The sequence below is a fragment of the Bradyrhizobium sp. dw_411 genome, from assembly GCF_018449695.1.
In the GTDB taxonomy this organism is placed as follows: Bacteria; Pseudomonadota; Alphaproteobacteria; order Rhizobiales; family Xanthobacteraceae; genus Bradyrhizobium.
Window position 1 is genome coordinate 302,444 of record NZ_JAAVUY010000008.1, and the last position, 20,667, is coordinate 323,110.

The following is a 20,667-nucleotide window of genomic DNA, read 5'->3' on the forward strand; positions in this document are numbered from 1 at the left end:
TGAATGCCGCCTCTGGAGAAATGCATGCGCTTCTGGATTGAATGTACGAGGTTTGAGACGGGGCTGCCGTATCACGTCAATATATCGATGGTCGGGAGCATGTGGCGTGACGGCGACCGCACGATCCTTGCCTTCGTCGGAAGCGATGCCCAGAGAGTCGAGGTGCGGGAGACGCCCGAACAGATTCTGAGCATGCATCTCGGTCCCACCGCAACGTCATGGAATCGACAAGCAACCGCGACCGGACAGTCAACTGAGTGGCTTCAACAGTTTTCGTTAAAGACGCGCAATAGTGGCATTGACAGCCGTTCGCGAATAACACCACATGTGGATGTCACGGTTCCATCAGATCGCAAGATTTGGTGGCTAAGAGGGAAGCCGGTGGATCGCGCATCTGCGCGAGATTCCGGCGCTGCCCCCGCAACTGTAAGCAGCGAGTTTCATCCGATTTTACGTCACTGATGCGCATCAGCGCATTGGGAAGACCGGATGCAGCGACGACCTGCGAGCCAGGAGACCTGCCGCGACACCAGAAACGTCCACGGGCGGGGTGTCCCGGTGGTCGCTTGCACAGTCATGCCGGCGTTTGCCGTCGGCGTGCCCTGCGGCGCCCCCAAACGACAACCAGCCCCAAACTGCAACAACGCATCACCACGGGGATCTGCCGATGTCACTCTCTCTCGAACGCGAAGCCGCCAAAACCGCTCCCATCATCCAGTTGCGTCCGGAATCCCTTGCTCCGCCGGCCACCGAGCCCGGGATGCAGATCATCCGCCGCAACGGAACCGTGTCGCCGTTCGACGCCGGCAAGATTTCGGTCGCGATGACCAAGGCGTTCCTGGCCGTCGAGGGCCACACCGCGGCCGCCTCGCGTCGCGTTCATGAAGCCGTCGAGCAGTTGACGGGCGAAATCGTCGGCGCGCTGACGCGGCGGATGGGCGAAGGCCGCACCTTTCACATCGAGGATGTGCAGGACCAGGTTGAACTGGCGTTGATGCGCAGCGAGCACCATAAGGTCGCGCGCGCTTATGTGCTGTACCGCGATGAACGGACCAAACAGCGCGCCGAAGCCGAAGCGGCCAAGGCGGCAACCAGGCCAACCGCGGGACCCCTGCTGCACGTTACGCTCGCCAACGGCACAAAGGTGCCGCTCGATCACGATCGGCTCAATCTGATTGTCGGGGAAGCCTGCGCCGGTCTCGACGGCACCGATGCGAGTGCAGTGCTCGCGGAAACCCACCGCAATCTTTACGACGGAATCAGCCAGGACGAACTGGCCCTTGCCGGCATCATGGCGGCGCGTACACTGGTCGAACAGGAGCCGAACTACGCCTATGTCAGCGCCCGCTTGCTGCTCGACAGGCTGCGCACTGAAGTGCTGTCATTTGTGCATGCCGTCCCCACCACCGCCTCGCAGGCGGACATGGCGACGCGCTATGCCGAATATTTTCCGGCCTACATCAAGACCGGCATCAAGGCCGAGCTGCTCGATACCGATCTCGGCCGCTATGACATAAAGCGCCTCGCCGCCGCCCTGAAGCCGGCACGCGATCTCACCTTCCAGTTCCTCGGGCTGCAAACACTCTACGATCGCTATTTTCTCCATTCCGATGGCACCCGCATCGAGCTGCCGCAGGCCTTTTTCATGCGCGTCGCGATGGGTCTTGCGATGCGCGAGATCGACCGCGAAGCCAGCGCCATCGAGTTCTACGACCTGCTGTCGTCGTTCGACTTCATGGCCTCGACGCCGACGCTGTTCAACTCCGGCACGCTGCGGCCGCAGCTATCGTCCTGCTTCCTGACCACCGTTGCCGACGATCTCGACGGCATCTTCAAATCGGTCAAGGACAATGCGCTGCTGGCAAAATATTCAGGCGGCCTTGGCAATGACTGGACCCGGGTGCGCGGCCTCGGCGCGCATATCAAAGGCACCAATGGCGAAAGCCAGGGCGTGGTGCCGTTCCTTAAAGTGGCCAACGATACCGCGATTGCGGTCAATCAGGGCGGCAAGCGCAAGGGCGCGGTCTGCGCCTATCTGGAAACCTGGCATATCGACATCGAGGAATTCCTCGATCTGCGCAAGAATACCGGGGACGACCGCCGCCGCACCCACGATATGAACACCGCCAATTGGGTGCCGGACCTGTTCATGCAGCGGGTCGAAGCCGACGGCGAATGGACGCTGTTCTCGCCGGACGAGACACCCGATTTGCACGACCTCTATGGCAAGCCATTCGCCGAGCGCTATGCGGCCTATGAAGCCAAGACCCGGCGCGGCGAAATCCGCGTCTTCAAGCAGGTTCGCGCCACGGACCTGTGGCGCAAGATGCTGACCATGCTGTTCGAAACCGGTCACCCCTGGATCACGTTCAAGGATCCCTGCAACCTGCGCTCGCCCCAGCAACACACCGGCGTCATCCACTCTTCGAACCTGTGCACCGAGATCACGCTCAATACCTCCGACGACGAAGTCGCGGTCTGCAACCTCGGCTCGGTCAACCTGCTCAATCATATTCAGGACGGCCGCCTGAACGACATCAGGCTCAAGCGCACCGTGACCACGGCGATGCGGATGCTCGACAACGTCATCGACATCAATTTCTACACCATTCCCGAAGCGCGCCGCTCGAACCTGCAACATCGTCCGGTCGGTCTCGGCCTGATGGGCTTTCAGGACGCGCTGCATGCGATGCGGCTTGCCGTCACGTCGGACGCCGCGGTGGCCTTCGCCGACGCCAGCATGGAAGCGATTTCCTTCCACGCGATTTCGGCCTCCGTCGATCTCGCCGCGGAGCGCGGCCGCTATCCGTCCTTCAACGGTTCGCTGTGGAGCCGGGGCATCCTGCCGATCGATTCGATCGAAATCCTGGCCGAGGCGCGCGGCGAGCTGGCGATGGACCGATCTGCGACGCTCAATTGGGGTCCGCTGCGCGAACGGGTCAAATCGGTCGGCATGCGCAATTCCAACGTGATGGCGATTGCGCCGACGGCGACGATTTCAAACATCTGCGGCGTCGCGCAATCGATCGAGCCCGCCTACCAGAATCTCTATGTGAAATCGAACATGTCGGGCGATTTCACCGTGGTGAACGAGTTCCTGGTCCGCGATCTCAAGGCGCGCGGGCTGTGGGACGAAGTGATGGTCAATGACCTGAAATATTTCGACGGCAGTGTGGGATCGATCGACCGCGTGCCGGACGATCTCAAGGCGCTCTACGCTACTGCTTTCGAGATCGACAGCGCCTGGCTGATCGAAGCTGCCGCGCGCCGTCAGAAATGGATCGACCAGTCGCAATCGCTCAATCTCTACATCGCCAACCCCTCGGGCAAAAAACTCGACGCGTTGTATCGTCTCGCCTGGTCCCGCGGCCTGAAGACCACCTATTATCTGCGCTCCCGCAGCGCGACCCATGTCGAGAAATCGACGCTGAAGGGTACCGACGGCAAGCTCAACAGCGTGTCTTCGACCGCGATGATGTCGGCGAATGCGCCGATCATCGTCCCGCACGCCAACACCGCCCCGGACCTGTCCGGCGCCCTCGCCTGCTCGATCGACAACCCAGAATGCGAAGCCTGCCAGTAAGCAGCACGAACCCTTGAGGAGAAACCACATGCTTGACTGGTCCGAGACAACAGCGGCCACGCCGCTGCCCACGCCCCTCGCCTTGAAGTCGCAGCCCGCCATCGATCAGACCGGGCTCGGCGTAATCGATCGCGCCGGCGGCCGGGTTTCAGTCGATCATAAGCGCATGATCAACTGCCGCGCCGACGTCAATCAGCTATTGCCGCTGAAATACCGATGGGCATGGGAGAAATATCTCGCCGGCTGTAACAATCACTGGATGCCGACCGAAGTCTCGATGCAGGCCGACATCGCACTGTGGAAATCGCGCGACGGCCTCACCGAAGACGAGCGCCGCGCGATCAAGCGCAACCTCGGATTTTTCGCGGCGTCCGAGAGCCTCGTCGCCAACAACATCGTGCTGGCGATCTATCGCCACCTCACCAACCCGGAATGCCGCCAATATCTGCTGCGGCAGTCCTTTGAGGAGGCGGTGCATACGCACACCTTCCAATACATCGTCGAAAGCCTCGGCCTCGATGAGGGCGAGCTGTTCAACATGTATCGCGAGGTGCCCTCGATCACCGACAAGGCGGCATGGGCACTCCAGCATACCCAGCATCTCGAGGATCCCGATTTCAGGACCGGGACGCCGGAAGCCGATCAGGCATTCCTGCGCGACCTCGTCGCCTTCTATGTCATCTTCGAAGGCATGTGGTTCTACACGGGGTTCGCACAAATCCTGTCGCTGGGCCGCCGCAACAAGATGGTCGGGATCGCCGAGCAGTATCAATACATCCTGCGCGACGAATCGATCCATCTGAACTTCGGCATCGACGTGATCAACCAGATCAAGATCGAGAACCCGCATCTGTGGACCAAGGCATTCCAGGAGGAGATTCGCGCCATGATCCGCATCGCCGCCGAACTCGAAGCCGCCTATGGCCGCGATACCATGCCGCGCGGCTTCCTCGGGCTCAATGCGGCCTTGTGCGAAACCTACATGCACTTCATCGCCAACCGCCGCTGCGCCCAGCTCGGGTTATCGCGGGTGTTCGACGAGACGGAAAATCCGTTCCCGTGGATGTCGGAGGCGATGGACCTGAAGAAGGAGAAAAACTTCTTCGAGACCAGGGTCATCGAATACCAGAACGGCGGCGCGCTCGACTGGGGGTAGGCTCGAGCCGCTGCCTTGCCTGCCCTACGCATCTATCAATGTCGTCCCGGCGAACGCCGGGACGACATTGTGGGAACATACACCCACATTCCGCGCCCGACATCGCGGCAATTCCGAAACGGGATAGCCGCATGCGGAAAAATGATGAGCCTTTTTCGATTCCCTGATCTAACATCCTCTGCGGGAGCGTGCTCCAACCGCTACCGGCTGCTTTTCTTTTCTGAACGCCGCGACTAAACTATTCTACCGCCCGGGTCGTTTAGCGAACTGTCTATGCTGAATTTCGGGGCGGCTCGATCTGACTGATCCCTATAACCAAAAACAACGGCTGGTCAGCGTGCACATGGTCAGGAAACGATTCACGGCAGTTTTGCGTCTTGTAGCGCTCGCCGGAGCCTTCACGGCTTCAGGAGCCTTCGCGGCGCCGCCCGATTTCAGCGGCGTATGGGTTCCGGACATCAAGGATCAGAAGCGTCAGGAGGTGCAGATCACGCCGCCCTGGAAGCCTGAGGTTCTCAAGCAAATCCAGCATATGGTGGCCGAGGAAAAGGCCGGGCGGCCTTTTCTCGTACTCAGCCATTGCATGCCGCACGGCATGCCGAGCTGGATGCTGATCCCGCACAATGCGATGGAAATTCTGGTGACCCCCGGCCGCATCACCATGCTGGGCGAAGGCGATGGCAACCGGCTGCGGCGAATCTATACCGATGGCCGCCCGCATCCCGAAGACCCCGATCTGTCGTTTCACGGCCACTCGATCGGTCATTGGGAAGGCGATACGCTGGTCGTCGATACCGTAGGTATCGCGCCGCAGGCCTATATCGCGATCAGCGAGGCGGCTGGCATCCCGAACAATGGCGACATGCATATCGTCGAGCGGCTGTATCTGGCGAAGCCGAATGTTCTCAACGACGATCTTGAAATAACGGCGCCGAACGTCCTGACCACGACCTGGAAAACGACGCGAATTTTCCGGAGTTATCCCGAGCGTCATTACGAGATTATCGAAGGGGAATGCGCCCAGGAAGATCTGCACGCCGGAAAGGATGCGTTCGGCAACGATATCTATATTCCGGCCCCGCAAGGCCCTTACGGTTCGGTCCACGTCGCGAAATAAGGACAATCTAAATGTCGCCGAGAATTATCGTACTTGCTGCAAGCCTGATCCTGAGTTTTGGCGGTATCGCCATGGCGCATCATTCCAACGCCGCCTACGACCTCGATAATCCCAAGACCATGGAAGGCACGGTCAAGGTCGTCAACTGGACCAACCCTCACATCACCTTTGTCATCGAAGCCGACGGCAAGCCTGGCGAGCCGTCTGCTTCGGGGGTGTTCGAAGTGTCGAGTCCCGGCGTTCTCACGCGCTCAGGCTGGACCAAGCGCTCGCTACAGCCCGGAGATCATGCGGTATTTCGCTATGCGCCGCTTCGGGACGGCAATCCCGGCGGATTCCTGCTCAAGGTCACGCTGCCGAGCGGCCAAGAGCTGAGCTACAGCCTGACGCCGCCTGCCGATCAATGATGTCATGATTGACGCTGTGATCGGCGAGTTCTCCGGTTGGCTGGCGACGACGTCGCTCAGTCACACCATCCAGACGACCGGCTGGATTATTCCGACTGTTCAGACGATTCACATCCTGAGCGTCGCAATCGTGTTTTCTTCCGCGGTCCTTGTCGATCTCAGGCTCTGGCGGCTGCTCAACCGCGATGTGCCGTTGCCCGAGATCACGCGGCGCTTCCTTCCGGTGATCTGGCCGGTGCTGGCTGTTCTCTTGATAACAGGCGCGTTGCTGATCATCGGCGAGCCGCGACGCTCCCTGCAGAATTCCACGTTTTACATCAAGATGGGATTGCTGGCCTTCGCCATCCTGCTGACGGCGTGGCTGCAATGGTCGGTGTCGTCGTCGCCGAATTTCTGGGACAAGGATCGGGGGCGGCGACTGGTGGGACAGCTCGCCGCGTCGGTATCGATACTGGTGTGGTGCGGCATTCTCTTCGCCGGACGCTGGATTGCTTACACGCAGGCGGGATAATGCAGTTCCTTCACGATATCATTTCGTATTTCGAGAACAGCGTTTTGGCGGACAATATCCGCGAAAACGACCTGCTGTTTCCCCTGATCGAGTCCATCCATGTGGTCGCGATTTGCCTGGTGGTCGGATCGATTCTGGCGGTCGACCTGCGATTGCTTGGGTTCGCCTCCGTTCACCGCTCCGTCAGCCGCGTCACGGCCGGCATTTTGCCCCTCACCTGGGTCGCGTTTGCCGTGGCAGTTGCGTCGGGTGGCCTGCTGTTTATCTCCAACGCGACCAAATATCTGGAGAACGGCTATTTCGTCGCCAAGCTTTTCCTGATTGGCCTGGCCGGTTTGAACATGGTGGTCTTTCATCTCGTCAGCGCCAAGGACATGGCGCAGTGGGATAGCCAGTCCCGGCTGCCGTTTCGCGCTCGGCTGGCAGGAGGGTTGTCGGTTCTGCTTTGGATTTCGGTGGTCGCGTGCGGGCGCTGGATCGGCTTCACCATGCGGGTTGGGTGAGATGATGAAATCCCGTTTCTTTGCCAAAGTGATCGCAGCGGCTGTCATCACATTTGCGGCCGTATCGCCGTCGATATCCGATGATGCTGCCGGCGCGCCTCCCTACAAAGCCTATGTCGACATGAAGACCTTCATGGAGCATGTGCTCAGCCCGTCCGCGGCCGTGATCTGGAGAGTCAACGGCGTGATCATCGACGCCAAGGGCGAGCACGATCTCTCCCCGAAAACCGATGACGACTGGGAGCAGATCGTGAGCGGCACGGCCACGCTGGCCGAGGCCACCAACGCGCTGATGATTCCGGGGCGCGCCCGCGATGCGAGCTGGAATCCATACGTCAAGAAACTCGCGGACGCGGCCGATAAGGCCTATCGCGCCGCGGAAGAGCATGACCTGAAATCGATCTCGGAGGTCAGCGACCAGCTCGACGGTATCTGCGCGGCGTGTCATCGCCACTATGGGCTGGAATAATTTCCGGGATTATTCCCCGAGTGGACATTGGCGCCGGCCTGACGAAATGGTGCCATTAAATTACTCCCGATATCCGCAGCGCCACACCCGCCGCGCACGCTCCTGACAGCACCGTCAGCATGCCCATGTTGAAGCGGAAGATCGCGATCGCAGCCGCCACCGCCAGAGCAAGCGCCGCGAAATCGATACTCGCCCACACCGGCATATCGAACGAGAACCCGAACGATCGCATCGGCAAGGTTTCCCGGAAGATCGTATGCAGGGCGAACCAGATCGACAGATTGAGAATCACGCCGACAACAGCGGCGGTGATCGCCGTCAGCGCGCCCGCCAGTCCCTTGTTGCCGCGCAGGGTCTCGATAAACGGCGCGCCCATGAAGATCCAGAGAAAGCAGGGTGTGAACGTCACCCAGGTCGCCAGCAGGCCACCGAGTGTTCCCGCCAGCATCGGCGATAGCGATCCGGGATCGCGATAGGCGGCCATGAAGCCAACGAACTGCAGCACCATGATCAGCGGGCCCGGTGTGGTCTCGGCCATCCCCAGGCCATCCAGCATCTCTCGCGGCTGCACCCAGTGATAATGCTCGACCGCCTGCTGCGCGACATAAGCCAGCACGGCGTAGGCGCCGCCAAACGTCACCATCGCCATTTTGCTGAAGAACAATGCGATCTGGCTGAAGACGTTGGCCTGTCCGAAAGCGATCAGCAATACGCCGACCGGCACCAGCCACAGCAGCAGCCAGATCGAGCCGATCTTCAGCGCGCGGGAAACGCTCGGCCGCACATGGTCCGGCAATTCGTCGCCGAGCATGCTGTCGATGGCGGCAGCGTTTTTGCCGCCGCCATGCGGGACCGCGCCAAATTCGGGCCTCCCGCTTTTCGCGCCGAGATAACCGATCACGCCAGCGGCGATGATGATGACCGGAAACGGCACGTTGAAAAAGAAGATCGCGATGAAAGCCGTGGCCGCAAGCCCGATCATGATGCGGCTGCGCAGCGCGCGCTTGCCGAGGCGAACCACCGCCTGGATCACGATCGCCAGCACCGCAGCCTTCAGGCCGAAGAACAGCGCTTCGATCACCCCGACATTGCCGAAAGCGGCGTAGACGTAGCTTAAGCCCATGATGCAGATGATGCCGGGCAGGATGAACAGGCCACCGGCCATGATGCCGCCGGCGGTCCGGTGCAACAGCCAACCGATATAGGTTGCCAATTGTTGCGCCTCCGGACCCGGCAGCAGCATGCAGTAATTGAGCGCGTGCAGAAACCGGCTCTCGGAAATCCAGTTTTTCTCCTCGACCAGAATACGATGCATCACCGCGATCTGTCCTGCCGGTCCGCCGAAGCTCAGCAGCGCAATTCGCAACCAGACCCGAAAGGCCTCACCGAAACCGATGCCGTGACCCGCATCCGTTCCGGTAACCTTTGCATTTGCCGCGATATCGCTCATGGCTTTGCCTTGCTGGTCGGCCAGTTGTGAGTTTCATCCGTCGCATCGCGGCACCAGCGGTAGAACGCGTCGTAAAGCGTAAGGCCGGCCTCGAGCTGTTCGAGATCGTCGCTATACATCCGCGACAGGCCGAGCGATGCCGCCAACAGTCCCGGCGCTTCCGGTGACAGATCGAGCCTGCCGGTATCCGCGGCGCGCACCATGGTGGCGAGCCGCAGCAATGGCGGCGTCGCGAGGCCCAATTCCTCGATCATCACATCGAAGGTGCAGAGCTCGCCGCGATGGCTCCAGAACACGTTTTCGATATCGAAAGGAGCGGCATTGAAGCGCTCGCCGACCGCGATCACCTCCGAAGGCGCCACGAACAGAAACACGGCATTGGGGTCGATGAAGCGGCGGATCAACCAGGGGCAGGCGATGCGATCGACCTTCGGCCGCGCCCGCGTCACCCAAACCGTGCGCCCCTGCCTGTCGCGCGCGGGTAATTTTGCGGCGGGCACCAGCGGCAGCCTGGCGGCCTTCCAGCCTTCAAAGCCGCCTGCCAGGGTTTCAGCCGAGACGTTGACATGCCGCAGCCACGCCGCGGTGCCTTCGGCGAGTTTCTGGCCGCGCAAGCAGACGACAATGGCCGCCTGCCCGGAGAACTGATGACCCCACTCGGCGGCGTCTTCATGATTACGTCTGACCGCGCCGGGAATCAGCCGCGGGTCGGCGGCGAAGTCCTCGTCGGTGCGCACGTCGATCAGGACCGGCGTCTTCGCGGTGCCGATCAGCCGTGCAAGCTTATCCGGAGCTATCGATGTAAATGACGACATGGGGGCGCCCTCGTGAAAAAAACGGGACGCGATACTTGGGCTTGTCGCCTCGTGGGGAGATCGCAGAACCCCATGTGCCGAATACAACGGAAGATGCAGTTCCTGTCAATCGCATTGCATCGCATCATCGACCGCCCGGAAATACAGGAACAACAGCCGGGGCCGCCTGTCCAGCATATGACTGTGAACGGCCATGACGGCGATGGTCGTGCCCTACGACGCCGGTCAGAACGATCCGACAAGCGTCAACCGTACCGCCAGCGGCTCAACCGGATGCAGGACGTAATCCATCACGCCGTTCTGGCACACGGCTGTCGGCGCCGTCTGGACCGGGAAACAGAGACTGTAGAGGCTGTCGGTCTTGATCAGGGATCCATAGGCATAGGTGATCTGGTTGGCCTTGCTGTTGAGCAAATTGAGCCCGTCGAGCTGGACGCGCCAGCCGTTCTCAAAACGATAGCCGATGCGGCCGTTGTAGATGCCGGTCGGCGGCGAGCGGAAGGCGTTGTCTTCGGTGAGGGGGCTGGTTCCGAGATAACGCCAGCGCAAGGTTTCGAACCAGCCGGTCTTCTCGCCGATCGTGATGCCCGCGGACGCCACGATGGCCGGCGCGTTCGGGATATAATTGCCGGGCGCGTTGCCGATCTGCGCCTGCGGAAATCCCGCCAGCGAGGCATAGAGCTCGGCCTGCTCCGTATCGAAGCCGACAAAGCGAGCATGCGACAGCGCGACATCGCCATCGAGCGTCAGCCAGGAGGCTGGCTGATATTTATTGGTCCACTCGATCCCGTAGCGCCGGCTAGGCCGGCTCGCCGAGGTGTCGCCCGCGTCGCCGTTGAAAACGATCTCGGAGGCCTGATCGAGCAGGAACACGCTGATCGAGGAGTCGAGGCCCCGGACAAATTTGCTGCGGACCCCGACCTCAACTCCCTCCGTACGCACCAGCAAGGGAGAGGCGGACAGCTTCATGCTTGGATCGGTCGGCTCTTCCGTGATGGTGGTGCCCCGCGCGTCGTTGCTGTGCATGCCCATGCCGGCGCCGAAGAAAAACTCGGTCTTGTTGAATGGACCCAATACCATGGTGAATTTCGGGCTGGCGAGCGCCGCCTGCGAGCTTCCCGAATTGTTGCCGTCGAAAATCGAGAAGACATTCGCGTCATAATAGTCGCCGCGCAGACCCACCGTGGTCCTGATCCAGTCGGTCCAATGAACCGTGTTCTGGGCGTAGATTCCGGTGCTGGCTTCACCCACCTTGTCGCTGCGGACGTTCGAGAGGAAAGAACGCTGAACGGTGTCAGTCAGGGCAAGACTGATGTCATCGTAACGGGTCTGGATGCCGAAGGTGGTTTCCATCGACCGGCCGGCAAAGGACCCGTTGAGGGTTCGCGAGGCGTTGAAGCCTGTCAAAATGCGATCGTCGTGCTGATGAAACTGATCGCCCAGGGTTGGATTGCTCAGAAAGTAGGTAAAATTATTGAACAGATCGAGTTCGCTTTTGACGACATAGGCATTGGCCTTCCACGATCCCGCGTCATCGGTTTGGGCTATTCGTGCCGAGAGCGCAAACCGGCTGGTGTTGCCGCCATCGCTCGGATCTTCCTCGCCATAGAGTCCGATCTGGCCCGATGTGATGGCGCGTTGCGGCACCTGATCGGTTGAATTCCATTTGTTGGAATAGGCCATGCCGGTGATGGAGACGCCATCCGTCGCCGTCCCCTGGCTGTAGCGCATCAGACTATTGATCTTGCGCATGTCGTCCGGATCGGCCCACGGCCCGTTATACAAACCGGCTTCTCCGGCCAGCAGCAGCGTGCCGTCGCCGAGTTTGGTCGAGCCCATGCCGAAGACCCGTTGATAGCCGAAGCTGCCGGCCGTGATCGAGGCAATGCTCCTGTTGACGCTGTCGATCAGGCCGATGTGGAGATTGCCGGCCGAGCCGAAATCGCCTTCATCTGCAAAATAAGGTCCCTTGCGGACCTCGACGGTGTTGACCGTTTCAGGCATCAGCCAGTTCAGGTCGGAATATCCTTGCCCATGGGCATGGGTGCGCAGGTTGATCGGCACGTCATCGACCCAGATCGCCATGTCGGTGCCGTGATCGAGATTGTAGCCGCGCAGGAAATACTGGTTGGCTTTGCCCTCCCCGCTGTGTTGCGTAACGATAAGGCCCGGAACGGCCTCCAATATCTCGCCAGGGCGCGTGACCGGACGCGCGTTGAGTTCCTCACCGGTCAACGTGGTTTGACTGGCCAGACCGGGCGGGGAACCCGGTCCGCCGCCAATATTGGAAGCCCCGGAGCCGGTATCTGTCGCTGGTGCCACCCTGGCAGCGGCCGCAACCGTGGCGGCACGTTTAGACCGCCGCGCGACGCGCACGCTTCGTTGATGAGGCTTGGGCGACGCGCCCACCACGACGGGCGGGAGGGTTGTCGGACCTGCCGACGGGACTGCAACGGCGGCTGGCGTATCTGTCTGCGCATCTGCGGCTGGCGCAAACAGGATGATCGACGAAGCGGTCGATATAAAAAGCAGACGCAAAGAAAGACCGCACAAAACCTCGTCCCCGCATGAGGACTGTTGCGATCGCGACAGCCCCGTTAACCCGGCGGAAAAGGCTAACATCCCTTAGTATGATATTTCAAACAATACATCATACTTGGTCTACCTGAAATTACCGCGAATTGCCCGAATTTATCGCGAACCGGCGGCACGCCGCTTTGCGGCACGGCGCAGGATGATTCCCCGCAAACTTCGCGCCTGTCGGATGGAGGGACCCGATACGGAAATTATTTGCGTGCCGTGCCTATATCCTGTCAGTTTAAAAAGACCCACCAAGGAGACGACCGATGCAGCGCTTGACGATCACCATTGATGACGATCTCGTCGCCGTCGTCGATGCATTTATCGAGGCAAAGGGCTACGCCAACCGGTCGGAGGCGATCCGCGATCTCGTTCGCAGCGGCCTCGAACAGTCCGGCAATGAAGTGACGCGCGATCGCGACTGCATCGCGACCTTGAGTTATGTCTACGATCATGCGGCCCGCGAATTGCCCAAGCGCCTGACGCAGGAATTCCACGATCATCACCACCTCGCGCAGGCAACGCTCCACGTTCACATCAGCCACGACAGTTGTCTCGAAGTGACCGTGCTCAAGGGACGCAGTTCCGAAGTGAAGGCGTTTGCCGACCATGTCATCGCCGAGCGTGGCGTGCGCCATGGTCATGTTGCGTTCATGCCGGCAGACGCTGCTTCTGGCCCGCACGGCCGCGGCCACAGCCATAGCGATCACAGCCATCGCGCCGTCAAAAAGCGTCCTGTGTGACGCAGATCGAGCATATCCCTATATCGATAGCGGCTTATTCTCCTCCATATTGAATCCGAGGGCCCCCAACAGCTCCTACCCATGCGATAACGTTTGGCTGATGGCAATTCTTGCCTCTGGTCGCACCGGCCTCTTCGTGCGAACGAAATATAAGCGCAATCAACATAAGTATTCCTGCGCTCGCGCGGGCGCCGATTTCGGTGCCTGTAGAACAAATCAAAAAAATCGGGAGAACGGCCGATAGCGCGGATGGGCGCCATCGAACACACGGTACTGCGATCTTGCAGCGTGGCCTCGATGAGCAGGAAACGAGGAAAGGCCGTGGGTCGAGAACTCTTATCGAGTCCAAGGCACGCAATATGGCAAGCAATGGAACTGGACGATGCCCCAAGTCGCGAAGAAGCAACGGCAGGAATTAACGGACTTCCCGCCATCATCGCCCTCCACCGCCCAGACTCCGGACCCGTCGCCCCGAACATTCCATCCCGGCATCGTTCATCTCGCGCTGGCCGTCGGCGGCTTTGCAATCGGCATTACCGAATTTGCGACGATGAGCCTGCTGCCCTTCTTCGCGCGCGACCTGCATGTCAGCGAACCGGCGGCGGGCCGGGTGATCAGCGCTTACGCGATTGGAGTCGTCGTGGGCGCCCCGCTCATCGCCGTGCTCGCAGCACGGCTGCCACGCAAAACGATGTTGATCTACCTGATGGGGTTCTTCGCATTGATGAACGGGCTTTCGGGCCTCGCTCCCGATTACTACTCCATGTTGGCGGTGCGCTTCCTCGCTGGTTTGCCGCACGGAGCTTATTTCGGAATCGCGATGCTGGTCGCCGCCTCGCTGGTGCCGTCGAACAAACGCGCGGGGGCTGTCGGACGGGTGTTACTGGGGCTCACGGTGGCAACGATCATCGGAGTGCCGATGGCCAACGGCGTCGGCCAGGCCTTCGGCTGGCGCTGGGCTTTCGCCATTGTTGCCAGCCTCTCGCTACTGACGGCCGTGCTGGTGTGGATCTTTGTCCCTCGTGACGCCGTCCATGCCGGGGCCAGCCCACGGCGCGAACTCTCGGCACTCCGCCGCAAACATGTCTGGCTGACATTGGCCATCGGAGCCGTCGGCTTCGGCGGACTGTTCTCCGTTTACACCTATCTGGCGTCGACCATGCTCGCGGTGACGCATGTGCCTGCAACGCTGGTGCCCGTGGCTCTATGCGTGTTCGGTATCGGCCTTACCGCCGGCAACATTATTGTCCCACGGTTCGCGGATCGCGCCTTGATGCCCACTGCAGGCGGTCTTCTCCTATGGTCGGCAGCCATGTTGGCCCTTTATCCATTCGCCGCGGAGCATTTCTGGACGCTCCTGGCCGACGTCTTTCTGATCGGGCTGGGCGGAGCGCTCGCCACCGTATTACAGACGCGCTTGATGGACGTGGCCGGCGACGCGCAGACCCTTGCGGCCGCGCTCAATCACTCCGCTTTCAATATGGCCAACGCGCTGGGCCCATGGCTGGGCGGGATGGCCATCGCCGCGGGCTATGGCTGGACGTCGACAGGCCTTGTGGGCACGGGCCTGGCCATGACGGGCTTCCTCGTGTGGGTGGTAGCAGCGGCGTTGGCAAGGCGTGAAGGTGTGTAGACCGGATTTGCCGCCGGCCTGCCGTTTCGTCACGCCGCCGCGCGCGCGTTCGGTGCGGTCAGCGCGTTGAATGCGCGCGATGCGACCGCGTTTTCTTCAAGCGAACCGGCATCTACTTCGCTCGAAAACGCTGTGCGCTGGCGTCCGCTTACCAGCTGTAACGCGCCACGCCTTTGCCGGCATAGGATCGCGTCATGTTGGAAAACTCGCCATCGAAAGTCGCCGCGAGCGAGAAGCCGTCCATCCATTTGATCTCGGCCGAGGCCGAGGTCAGCGCGGAATTATGTGCCGGCGCCGCGCCGTTGACGACAAAGCTCGATCCCGGCAGCGACTGGAAGGTCGCGCCCACGCCGCGGCTGGTGTTGTAATCATACGCCCAGGCGGTGCGGCTGCGCAGCGTCAGCACCGCATTGGTGAGGGCATAGGATCTGTCGGTGCGAAGGCCGAGTTCGCTGCGCGGATCGGTGACGGTCTGGGCGCCATAGGCCAGCGCAAAGTTGTTGGTGCCGGCGACCGCCTGTTCGGCATAGGACGGCAGAACGAAGGTGGTGAACTGGCCGGCCGCATAGGGCGTGATCCCGGCCCAGGGCAGCGCGAAGCGATAGCCGCCCTCAATGCGTCCCGAGAAGGCGTTGGCGTCGAAATTGGCCTGCAACTGATCGAGGCCTGCCACCGTCACGCTGCGTGTGGTGGTGACGTCCTGCCAGCCATAGGCCAGCGCGCCGGAAATATAAGCCGCGCCCTGGGTGTGCTTGATGAAAGCGCCGGCCTGGAACAGGTCCGAACGCCCGCTGCCGCCTCCATTGACCGAGAAGCTGGTGCCACCACCGGCCAGCGCGAAGCCGGCCACGGTATTGGGCGAGATGCGGTAGTCGGCGCCCACAGCCATACCGACGATGCTGCTGGTGCTGCCGTTCGATCCGGCCGCCGCATTGCCGTCGGTGGTCTGCGAGCCGCCGAAGCTCGACACCCACACGCTCCAGCGCTGCGCGAACAGATCGGCCGGTCGCGGCGGCACTTTGTTGTAGATCGCGGCATAGGCATCGCGCTCGCTCTTGGAGCCTGACGGCCCGTTCGAGGCATAGGCGTTCGCCTCATCGGCATATTGCGAGGCGCCGGGGGTTGCCGCGGGATCGCCACCGCCGCCGACGTGATCGAGCAGCGAGCCCAAAAATTGGGTCATCGCGCTGAACGTCGTCTGCTGCGAACCAGTTCCGACCTCACCCGACAATTGCGTGAGCACGCCGGGGAGCGCCGCCGGGGGAAGACCCAGCAGCGCAGAGAGGCCCGCCGGCAGCGAACCGCCCGTGTTGGCCGCCCGGTCGATCGCCGAGGCAATCGTCTTCTGGTTGGTGTTGAGCCCGGCCGCCTGTTCGAATTGCAGCGACAGCCCGAGCGAGACGTTGTTCGGCGTGTAGCTCAGCGCGCCGGTAATAAAGTTCGGCAGGCTCAGCGAATTAAACTGCGTGCCGCCGAGGCCGTTATTCGTCGTCAGGATCGTGTAGGGCTGGTTGAACCTGTAGCTGTTGGTCGGCGAAACCACCTGAACCGTGCCGGCGAGCATCGTGGCGCCGGAAATAACATTGACCATGCTTGCGCCGGCCTGCGTCACCTGAACCAGATATTGCGCCGCCGTGGTGAACGCGAGATTGCCGTTGACAGTCAGCGTGCCGGTCGCCCCGGTGGAATTGTTGCCGGGCACCAGCGTGCCGCCATTGACGAAGGTGTTGCCGACCGTGCCGGTGCCGCCGAGCGCGCCGCCGGCGTTCACCGTGGTCAGGCTTGAAGTGGCGATCGAACCGTTGACGCTGAGTAGACCGCCATTGACCGTCGTCGTTCCGGTATAGGTGCTGGTGCCGTTGAGGAACTCGGCGCCGGTGCCGGACATCACCAGATTGCCGGTGCCGGCAAGCACGCCACCGAAGTTGAAGACATCGCCGCTGCCGACATTGAGCGTCAGCGTGTTGGCGTTGAGCTGTACGGCAGTATTGTTGCCGGTCTCGCTCATCAACCCTTGAAGGGTGTTGTTGGCACTTAGCGCCAGCGTCGCGGTGACCGGACCACCGGCCGGCGCAGCGCCGGTTCCCGTGGGACCGCCGACGCGGCCGAGATCGACGCCGCTGCTGCTGGCGACCGCATTGGCGACGCCAAGCGTCAGCGTGCCGGCTTCAACGAAAGTCCCGCCGGAATAGGTCTGCACCGCTGATAATGTGAGATTGCCGCTGTTGGTGCCGGTCGAATCGTCCTTGACCAGGCTGCCCGACAGCATCGGACCCGACGTCGCCAGCATCTGGCGGCCATCGCTGATGACGCCGCTATACGTGCCGTTGCTGGCCTGATCGAACACGAGCAGACCGCCGGCGTTGGTGATGTTGGCATTGGTAGTGGAGACGTTGGCGGTGGTGAGATCGAGGGTCGAGCCCTGCTCGACCACGGTGCCGCCAGTATAGGAATTAGCACCGGTTAATTGCAGGGTGCCACCAATCAGGTGGACAAGACCGGCGCCGGAGATCGCGCTCGCAAACACGCCGCCGCCGCTCTGGGCAAATTGCAACTCGGTTCCGACATTGTTGAGAACGATGGCGTTGGCATTTTTGAAGATATTTGCCGCGACGCGCAGCTCACCGCCATTGACGATCACGGTACTCGCCGCAACGAGGTTGAGCTTGTTTTTGCCCATGCCGGACAGATCGAGCAGGCCCGAACCGTTCTTGGTCAGTGCACCGGCTGTGGCCGCGCCGGATTCAGTAATGTTAGACGACAGGGTCGAAGACAGATTCTGGCCGTCGCCGATGGTCAGCTTCGCGCCGGCGCTGATGGTGACCGTGCTGTTGCTGCCGACGCTGTTGAGCGACGCGATCGTGTTGTTGGCGGCGATCGCGAGCGTTGCCGGGGCCGGCTTGGATGAGGTGTCGGCTAGCAGGATGGTGGGATTGGTCACAAAATAATTGGCGGTCGCGAGCGTGAGCGTACCGGAATCGATGGTGATCGCTCCGGTCAGGGTCGAGGTGCCTGACAGGGAGAGGCTGCCGGAGCCCGCGATGGTCATGCCGCCGGTCCCGGTCAGGGTGGTCGTGGTGATGGCGCTGGTCGCGCCGAGCCAGACCACCGCTTCGCTGCCGCCGAACGCCAGGGTGCCACCGGTGAACGGGGTTGCGGAGGAAAGAATCAAACCGGCGGGATTGGTGCCGTCGCCGAGCGTCAGCGTATTGCCGGTGAGCGTCATGGTGGTGCCGCTCTCGACCTTGAGCGCATAGGCCGATGCGTTCGCGCCTAGCGTCTGGGGCGCATTCACATCGACCACGGAGGTTCCGGTCCCGGCACCCACGGCGTTTACGGTGTAAGTGGTCTTGACGAGACCGCTGGCGGTGTTGGTGACGAAATCGTAGGGGCCGCCGCCGTTGGTGACGCCGTTATTGGTGACGATCCAAGGCGCAACAATGCCATTGGTATTCGTCGTATTAGGCGCGAACACCTTTTCAGTGGCTGTACCGAGCGAACTCGCATTGGTCGGCTGGAGCACCAGCGTCGCGGCAGACTGCCGAACGATGTTGCTGAACGTAATGGTCTCGCCCGCTGCGCCACCGGCCAATTGCAACGGCACTGTGCCACCGCCGACGACAAACGAACTGAACGTCACCGCACCTGCAGTCGCCGTGTTGGTATTGAGGATTTCCAATCCGCGCTGGACGTCGGTCAGGCTTCCCCAACTGGTCGCGAATCCATTGACATCGATCTTGCTGGCGCTTTGCAGGAACATGTTTCGTTCGGTCGCGGTGAACAAAGCGCCGGCCTGCAAGGTGCCGCCGTTCAGCTCAATCTGTCCGATCGTTGCCGCCGGACCGGTAGTGTTGCCCAGCGCCGCGTCGTTCATCACCTCCACGGTCGGCTTGTTGGCATTGCCAATGATGAGATTGCCGAAGAAATTCGGACTCGCGGTGGACAAGATCAGCTTGCCGGCGTTGTTGCTGTTGTCGTCGATCGTCAGATCCGAAAAGCCCGTGGCATTGCCGACCCCGACGCCACCGACGCCGACGCCGAGCGATACGATCTGACCGGTGAGCGTGGTGATATTGCCATTGAGGTTGATGGTGGCGGTTTCGCCGCCGACGGCGATGGTCCGCGCGGTCGTGAAGGTGGTCGCGCCGGTTCCGACGGCGGTCCCCAGGGTCAGTGTGCCGTTGCCCTCATCCAGACTGTTGAAGATGATGCCGTTCGCCGCCTGCACGCTGGTCTTGATGTTGTGGAGATCGATCGCCGCACCCGTGGGCGCCGCACCGAGTGCGGCGTCGTTCGCGACGATGAGGTTACCAGCCAGGATCGAGGTGCCGCCGGTATAGGTGTTGGCGCCCGTGAGGGTGATACTGAAACCCTTGTCGTTGCCGACCTGCATGATAAGGCCGACATTCGGCGTGCCGATAGTAGCCGGCTGCGCGGCGGTGCCGACATTCAGCGATGTAATCCCGGTGAACGTTCCGTTGCCATCGATCGCGCCGGTGGCGAGGGTCGCATTGCTGATCACACCGCTCTCGGTGAAGTTGCTGTTCAGGATGAAGCCCGGCAGTTGCGCCGCGGTGACGGTTCCCGGGACATTCGGCAAGGTCGTCGTGCTTGCCGGATTCAGATTCCACCTGGTCGCAATGGCAATATCGCCCGGCGACAGATAGGGAAGACCGAGGCCGTTATTGGCGCCGCGATAGGCGTCGGCCTCGAAGAAGTCCGAATAGAACCCGGTCATCTTGTCGAGGCCCGCCGTCGATGCACCGACCGCACCCGTGATGTTGCCCGCTGTCGTGAAAAGAATGGAGCTCTTGTTCTTCAGGATGCTGTATTCGAGGCCGCGATAGGGATCGCTGGTCAATCCCGTCAGGGCCGACGGGATCGGCGAACCGTTCGAAAGGTTGATCGGCGTTGAGACACCCTCATTGATCGGCAGCAGGAAATTCAGCGCCTGCATCTGCGCAAAGAACTGCGCCGTCGTCAGCGTCGAGAAATTGGCGATGACGTTGACGAAGACGTTCGGGTTGGAGGGCCCGTAGATCGAATCTTGCAGCGCCGTAAAGGTGTGATGACCGTCGGTGAGGTAAAGCTGACCGCCGGGCCCGATCACGACCGGCTCGATCGAGGTCAGCAGATTGGCCTGCAATTGCGAGGGCGTCAGCAGATCGAAACCGGCGGTTTTCTTGCCGACTTCGGTGAGGCCTTCGTTGAGCTGTGTCGGATGGATGCTGTCGACCGGAACCTGAAACAGCGCGAGCGCGCCGGGCACGATGGTCGAGGCCATCGCCGGATCGTAGGTCGCGAAAGACGACAGCGAGGCCTGTCCGGCCTGCGCGCTGCCAATGACGCTGATCGCGATGGCGGATGCCGAACATAACAGCGTCAGACGCCGCAGGGCTTTGCCCATCGAAGGCGAAACGGGTGAAATTGACGCCGCAGAAACCGACGCAGCACGAAACCCGCGGCCAAAGCCGCTCAACACTGACACAACCACTCTGCCCAACCCCGTATTTTTACTTCTCAGTCCCGGAGCGGGTCTTAGGGTTGGTCCTTAACAGATATGTGACAAAGGCGTCGCCGTGCGGCTTCGGAGCGAAAACAAACACATGCAAGCGCGAATTAAAAAATTTTCTGTTTCGGAATATATCAGAAAGATGAGTTCAGGTTGAATCTTCCAAGAACGATTCAACTTGGGATCAT

At 61.3% G+C, this 20,667-nt stretch carries 13 protein-coding genes and 1 riboswitch; of the genes, 9 read left to right on the forward strand and 4 right to left on the reverse strand.

Annotated features, from left to right (window positions below):
- Positions 1 to 320: 320 nt before the first annotated feature.
- Positions 321 to 541, forward strand: a riboswitch (cobalamin riboswitch).
- Between the two features lie 126 nt (positions 542 to 667).
- The 7 genes from HB676_RS16450 (at position 668) to HB676_RS16480 (ending at position 7,746) form a co-directional block, all read left to right on the forward strand.
- The gene (locus HB676_RS16450) at positions 668 to 3,583 is read left to right on the forward strand and encodes a ribonucleoside-diphosphate reductase subunit alpha (protein WP_213738879.1); all 2,916 of its coding nucleotides are present in this window, start codon (positions 668 to 670) and stop codon (positions 3,581 to 3,583) included.
- Between the two features lie 28 nt (positions 3,584 to 3,611).
- Positions 3,612 to 4,739 (forward strand): ribonucleotide-diphosphate reductase subunit beta, encoded by a 1,128-nt coding sequence (locus HB676_RS16455; protein ID WP_213738880.1) that lies wholly within the window; start codon positions 3,612 to 3,614, stop codon positions 4,737 to 4,739.
- A 343-nt stretch (positions 4,740 to 5,082) separates the two neighbouring features.
- Positions 5,083 to 5,856 (forward strand): hypothetical protein, encoded by a 774-nt coding sequence (locus HB676_RS16460; RefSeq protein WP_213738881.1) that lies wholly within the window; start codon positions 5,083 to 5,085, stop codon positions 5,854 to 5,856.
- 11 nt (positions 5,857 to 5,867) lie between these two features.
- Positions 5,868 to 6,263, forward strand: coding sequence for a DUF6152 family protein (locus HB676_RS16465; protein ID WP_213738882.1), 396 nt, complete (start codon positions 5,868 to 5,870; stop codon positions 6,261 to 6,263).
- Between the two features lie 4 nt (positions 6,264 to 6,267).
- The gene (locus tag HB676_RS16470; RefSeq protein ID WP_213738883.1) at positions 6,268 to 6,774 is read left to right on the forward strand and encodes a DUF6644 family protein; all 507 of its coding nucleotides are present in this window, start codon (positions 6,268 to 6,270) and stop codon (positions 6,772 to 6,774) included.
- Complete coding sequence (locus tag HB676_RS16475) at positions 6,774 to 7,277, forward strand: DUF6644 family protein (RefSeq protein ID WP_213738884.1); 504 nt, start codon at positions 6,774 to 6,776, stop codon at positions 7,275 to 7,277. Before HB676_RS16470 ends, HB676_RS16475 begins: the two co-directional genes overlap by 1 nt.
- 4 nt (positions 7,278 to 7,281) lie before the next feature.
- Positions 7,282 to 7,746 carry a hypothetical protein gene (locus HB676_RS16480; RefSeq protein WP_213738885.1) on the forward strand — a complete coding sequence of 155 codons (465 nt, stop codon included), beginning with the start codon at positions 7,282 to 7,284 and terminating at the stop codon, positions 7,744 to 7,746.
- A gap of 55 nt (positions 7,747 to 7,801) precedes the next feature.
- Here the strand turns inward: HB676_RS16480 and chrA are convergent, their stop codons facing one another.
- The 3 genes from chrA to HB676_RS16500 form a co-directional block, all read right to left on the reverse strand.
- Positions 7,802 to 9,196 carry a chromate efflux transporter gene (gene chrA / locus HB676_RS16485; RefSeq protein ID WP_213738886.1) on the reverse strand — a complete coding sequence of 465 codons (1,395 nt, stop codon included), beginning with the start codon at positions 9,194 to 9,196 and terminating at the stop codon, positions 7,802 to 7,804.
- Complete coding sequence (locus HB676_RS16490; RefSeq protein WP_213738887.1) at positions 9,193 to 10,011, reverse strand: sulfurtransferase/chromate resistance protein; 819 nt, start codon at positions 10,009 to 10,011, stop codon at positions 9,193 to 9,195. The genes chrA and HB676_RS16490 overlap by 4 nt, the downstream gene beginning before the upstream one ends.
- Positions 10,012 to 10,236: 225 nt before the next feature.
- The gene (locus HB676_RS16500; RefSeq protein ID WP_346347354.1) at positions 10,237 to 12,333 is read right to left on the reverse strand and encodes a TonB-dependent receptor; all 2,097 of its coding nucleotides are present in this window, start codon (positions 12,331 to 12,333) and stop codon (positions 10,237 to 10,239) included.
- 524 nt (positions 12,334 to 12,857) lie between these two features.
- Between HB676_RS16500 and nikR the strand changes: the two genes are divergently transcribed.
- Both nikR and HB676_RS16510 read left to right on the forward strand, forming a co-directional pair.
- On the forward strand, positions 12,858 to 13,334 hold the full coding sequence (gene nikR, locus HB676_RS16505; RefSeq protein ID WP_213738890.1) for a nickel-responsive transcriptional regulator NikR: 477 nt from the start codon (positions 12,858 to 12,860) through the stop codon (positions 13,332 to 13,334).
- Between the two features lie 382 nt (positions 13,335 to 13,716).
- Positions 13,717 to 14,967, forward strand: a complete 1,251-nt coding sequence (locus tag HB676_RS16510) for an MFS transporter (RefSeq protein ID WP_213738891.1) — start codon at positions 13,717 to 13,719, stop codon at positions 14,965 to 14,967.
- 148 nt (positions 14,968 to 15,115) lie between these two features.
- Here HB676_RS16510 and HB676_RS16515 read toward each other — a convergent pair whose 3' ends face one another.
- Positions 15,116 to 20,374: an autotransporter domain-containing protein gene (locus HB676_RS16515; protein WP_213738892.1), complete on the reverse strand. Its 5,259-nt coding sequence runs from the start codon at positions 20,372 to 20,374 to the stop codon at positions 15,116 to 15,118.
- Between the last annotated feature and the right edge of the window lie 293 nt (positions 20,375 to 20,667).

Bases quoted from the DNA above. Each gene is read 5' to 3' on its own strand.
- HB676_RS16470 (WP_213738883.1), top strand. From the start codon at position 6,268: ATGATTGACGCTGTGATCGGCGAGTTCTCCGGTTGGCTGGCGACGACG.
- HB676_RS16455 (WP_213738880.1), top strand. From the start codon at position 3,612: ATGCTTGACTGGTCCGAGACAACAGCGGCCACGCCGCTGCCCACGCCC.
- HB676_RS16465 (WP_213738882.1), top strand. From the start codon at position 5,868: ATGTCGCCGAGAATTATCGTACTTGCTGCAAGCCTGATCCTGAGTTTT.
- HB676_RS16490 (WP_213738887.1), bottom strand. From the start codon at position 10,011: ATGTCGTCATTTACATCGATAGCTCCGGATAAGCTTGCACGGCTGATC.
- nikR (WP_213738890.1), top strand. From the start codon at position 12,858: ATGCAGCGCTTGACGATCACCATTGATGACGATCTCGTCGCCGTCGTC.
- HB676_RS16510 (WP_213738891.1), top strand. From the start codon at position 13,717: ATGCCCCAAGTCGCGAAGAAGCAACGGCAGGAATTAACGGACTTCCCG.
- HB676_RS16475 (WP_213738884.1), top strand. From the start codon at position 6,774: ATGCAGTTCCTTCACGATATCATTTCGTATTTCGAGAACAGCGTTTTG.
- HB676_RS16515 (WP_213738892.1), bottom strand. From the start codon at position 20,374: ATGGGCAAAGCCCTGCGGCGTCTGACGCTGTTATGTTCGGCATCCGCC.
- HB676_RS16450 (WP_213738879.1), top strand. From the start codon at position 668: ATGTCACTCTCTCTCGAACGCGAAGCCGCCAAAACCGCTCCCATCATC.
- HB676_RS16460 (WP_213738881.1), top strand. From the start codon at position 5,083: ATGGTCAGGAAACGATTCACGGCAGTTTTGCGTCTTGTAGCGCTCGCC.
- HB676_RS16480 (WP_213738885.1), top strand. From the start codon at position 7,282: ATGAAATCCCGTTTCTTTGCCAAAGTGATCGCAGCGGCTGTCATCACA.
- chrA (WP_213738886.1), bottom strand. From the start codon at position 9,196: ATGAGCGATATCGCGGCAAATGCAAAGGTTACCGGAACGGATGCGGGT.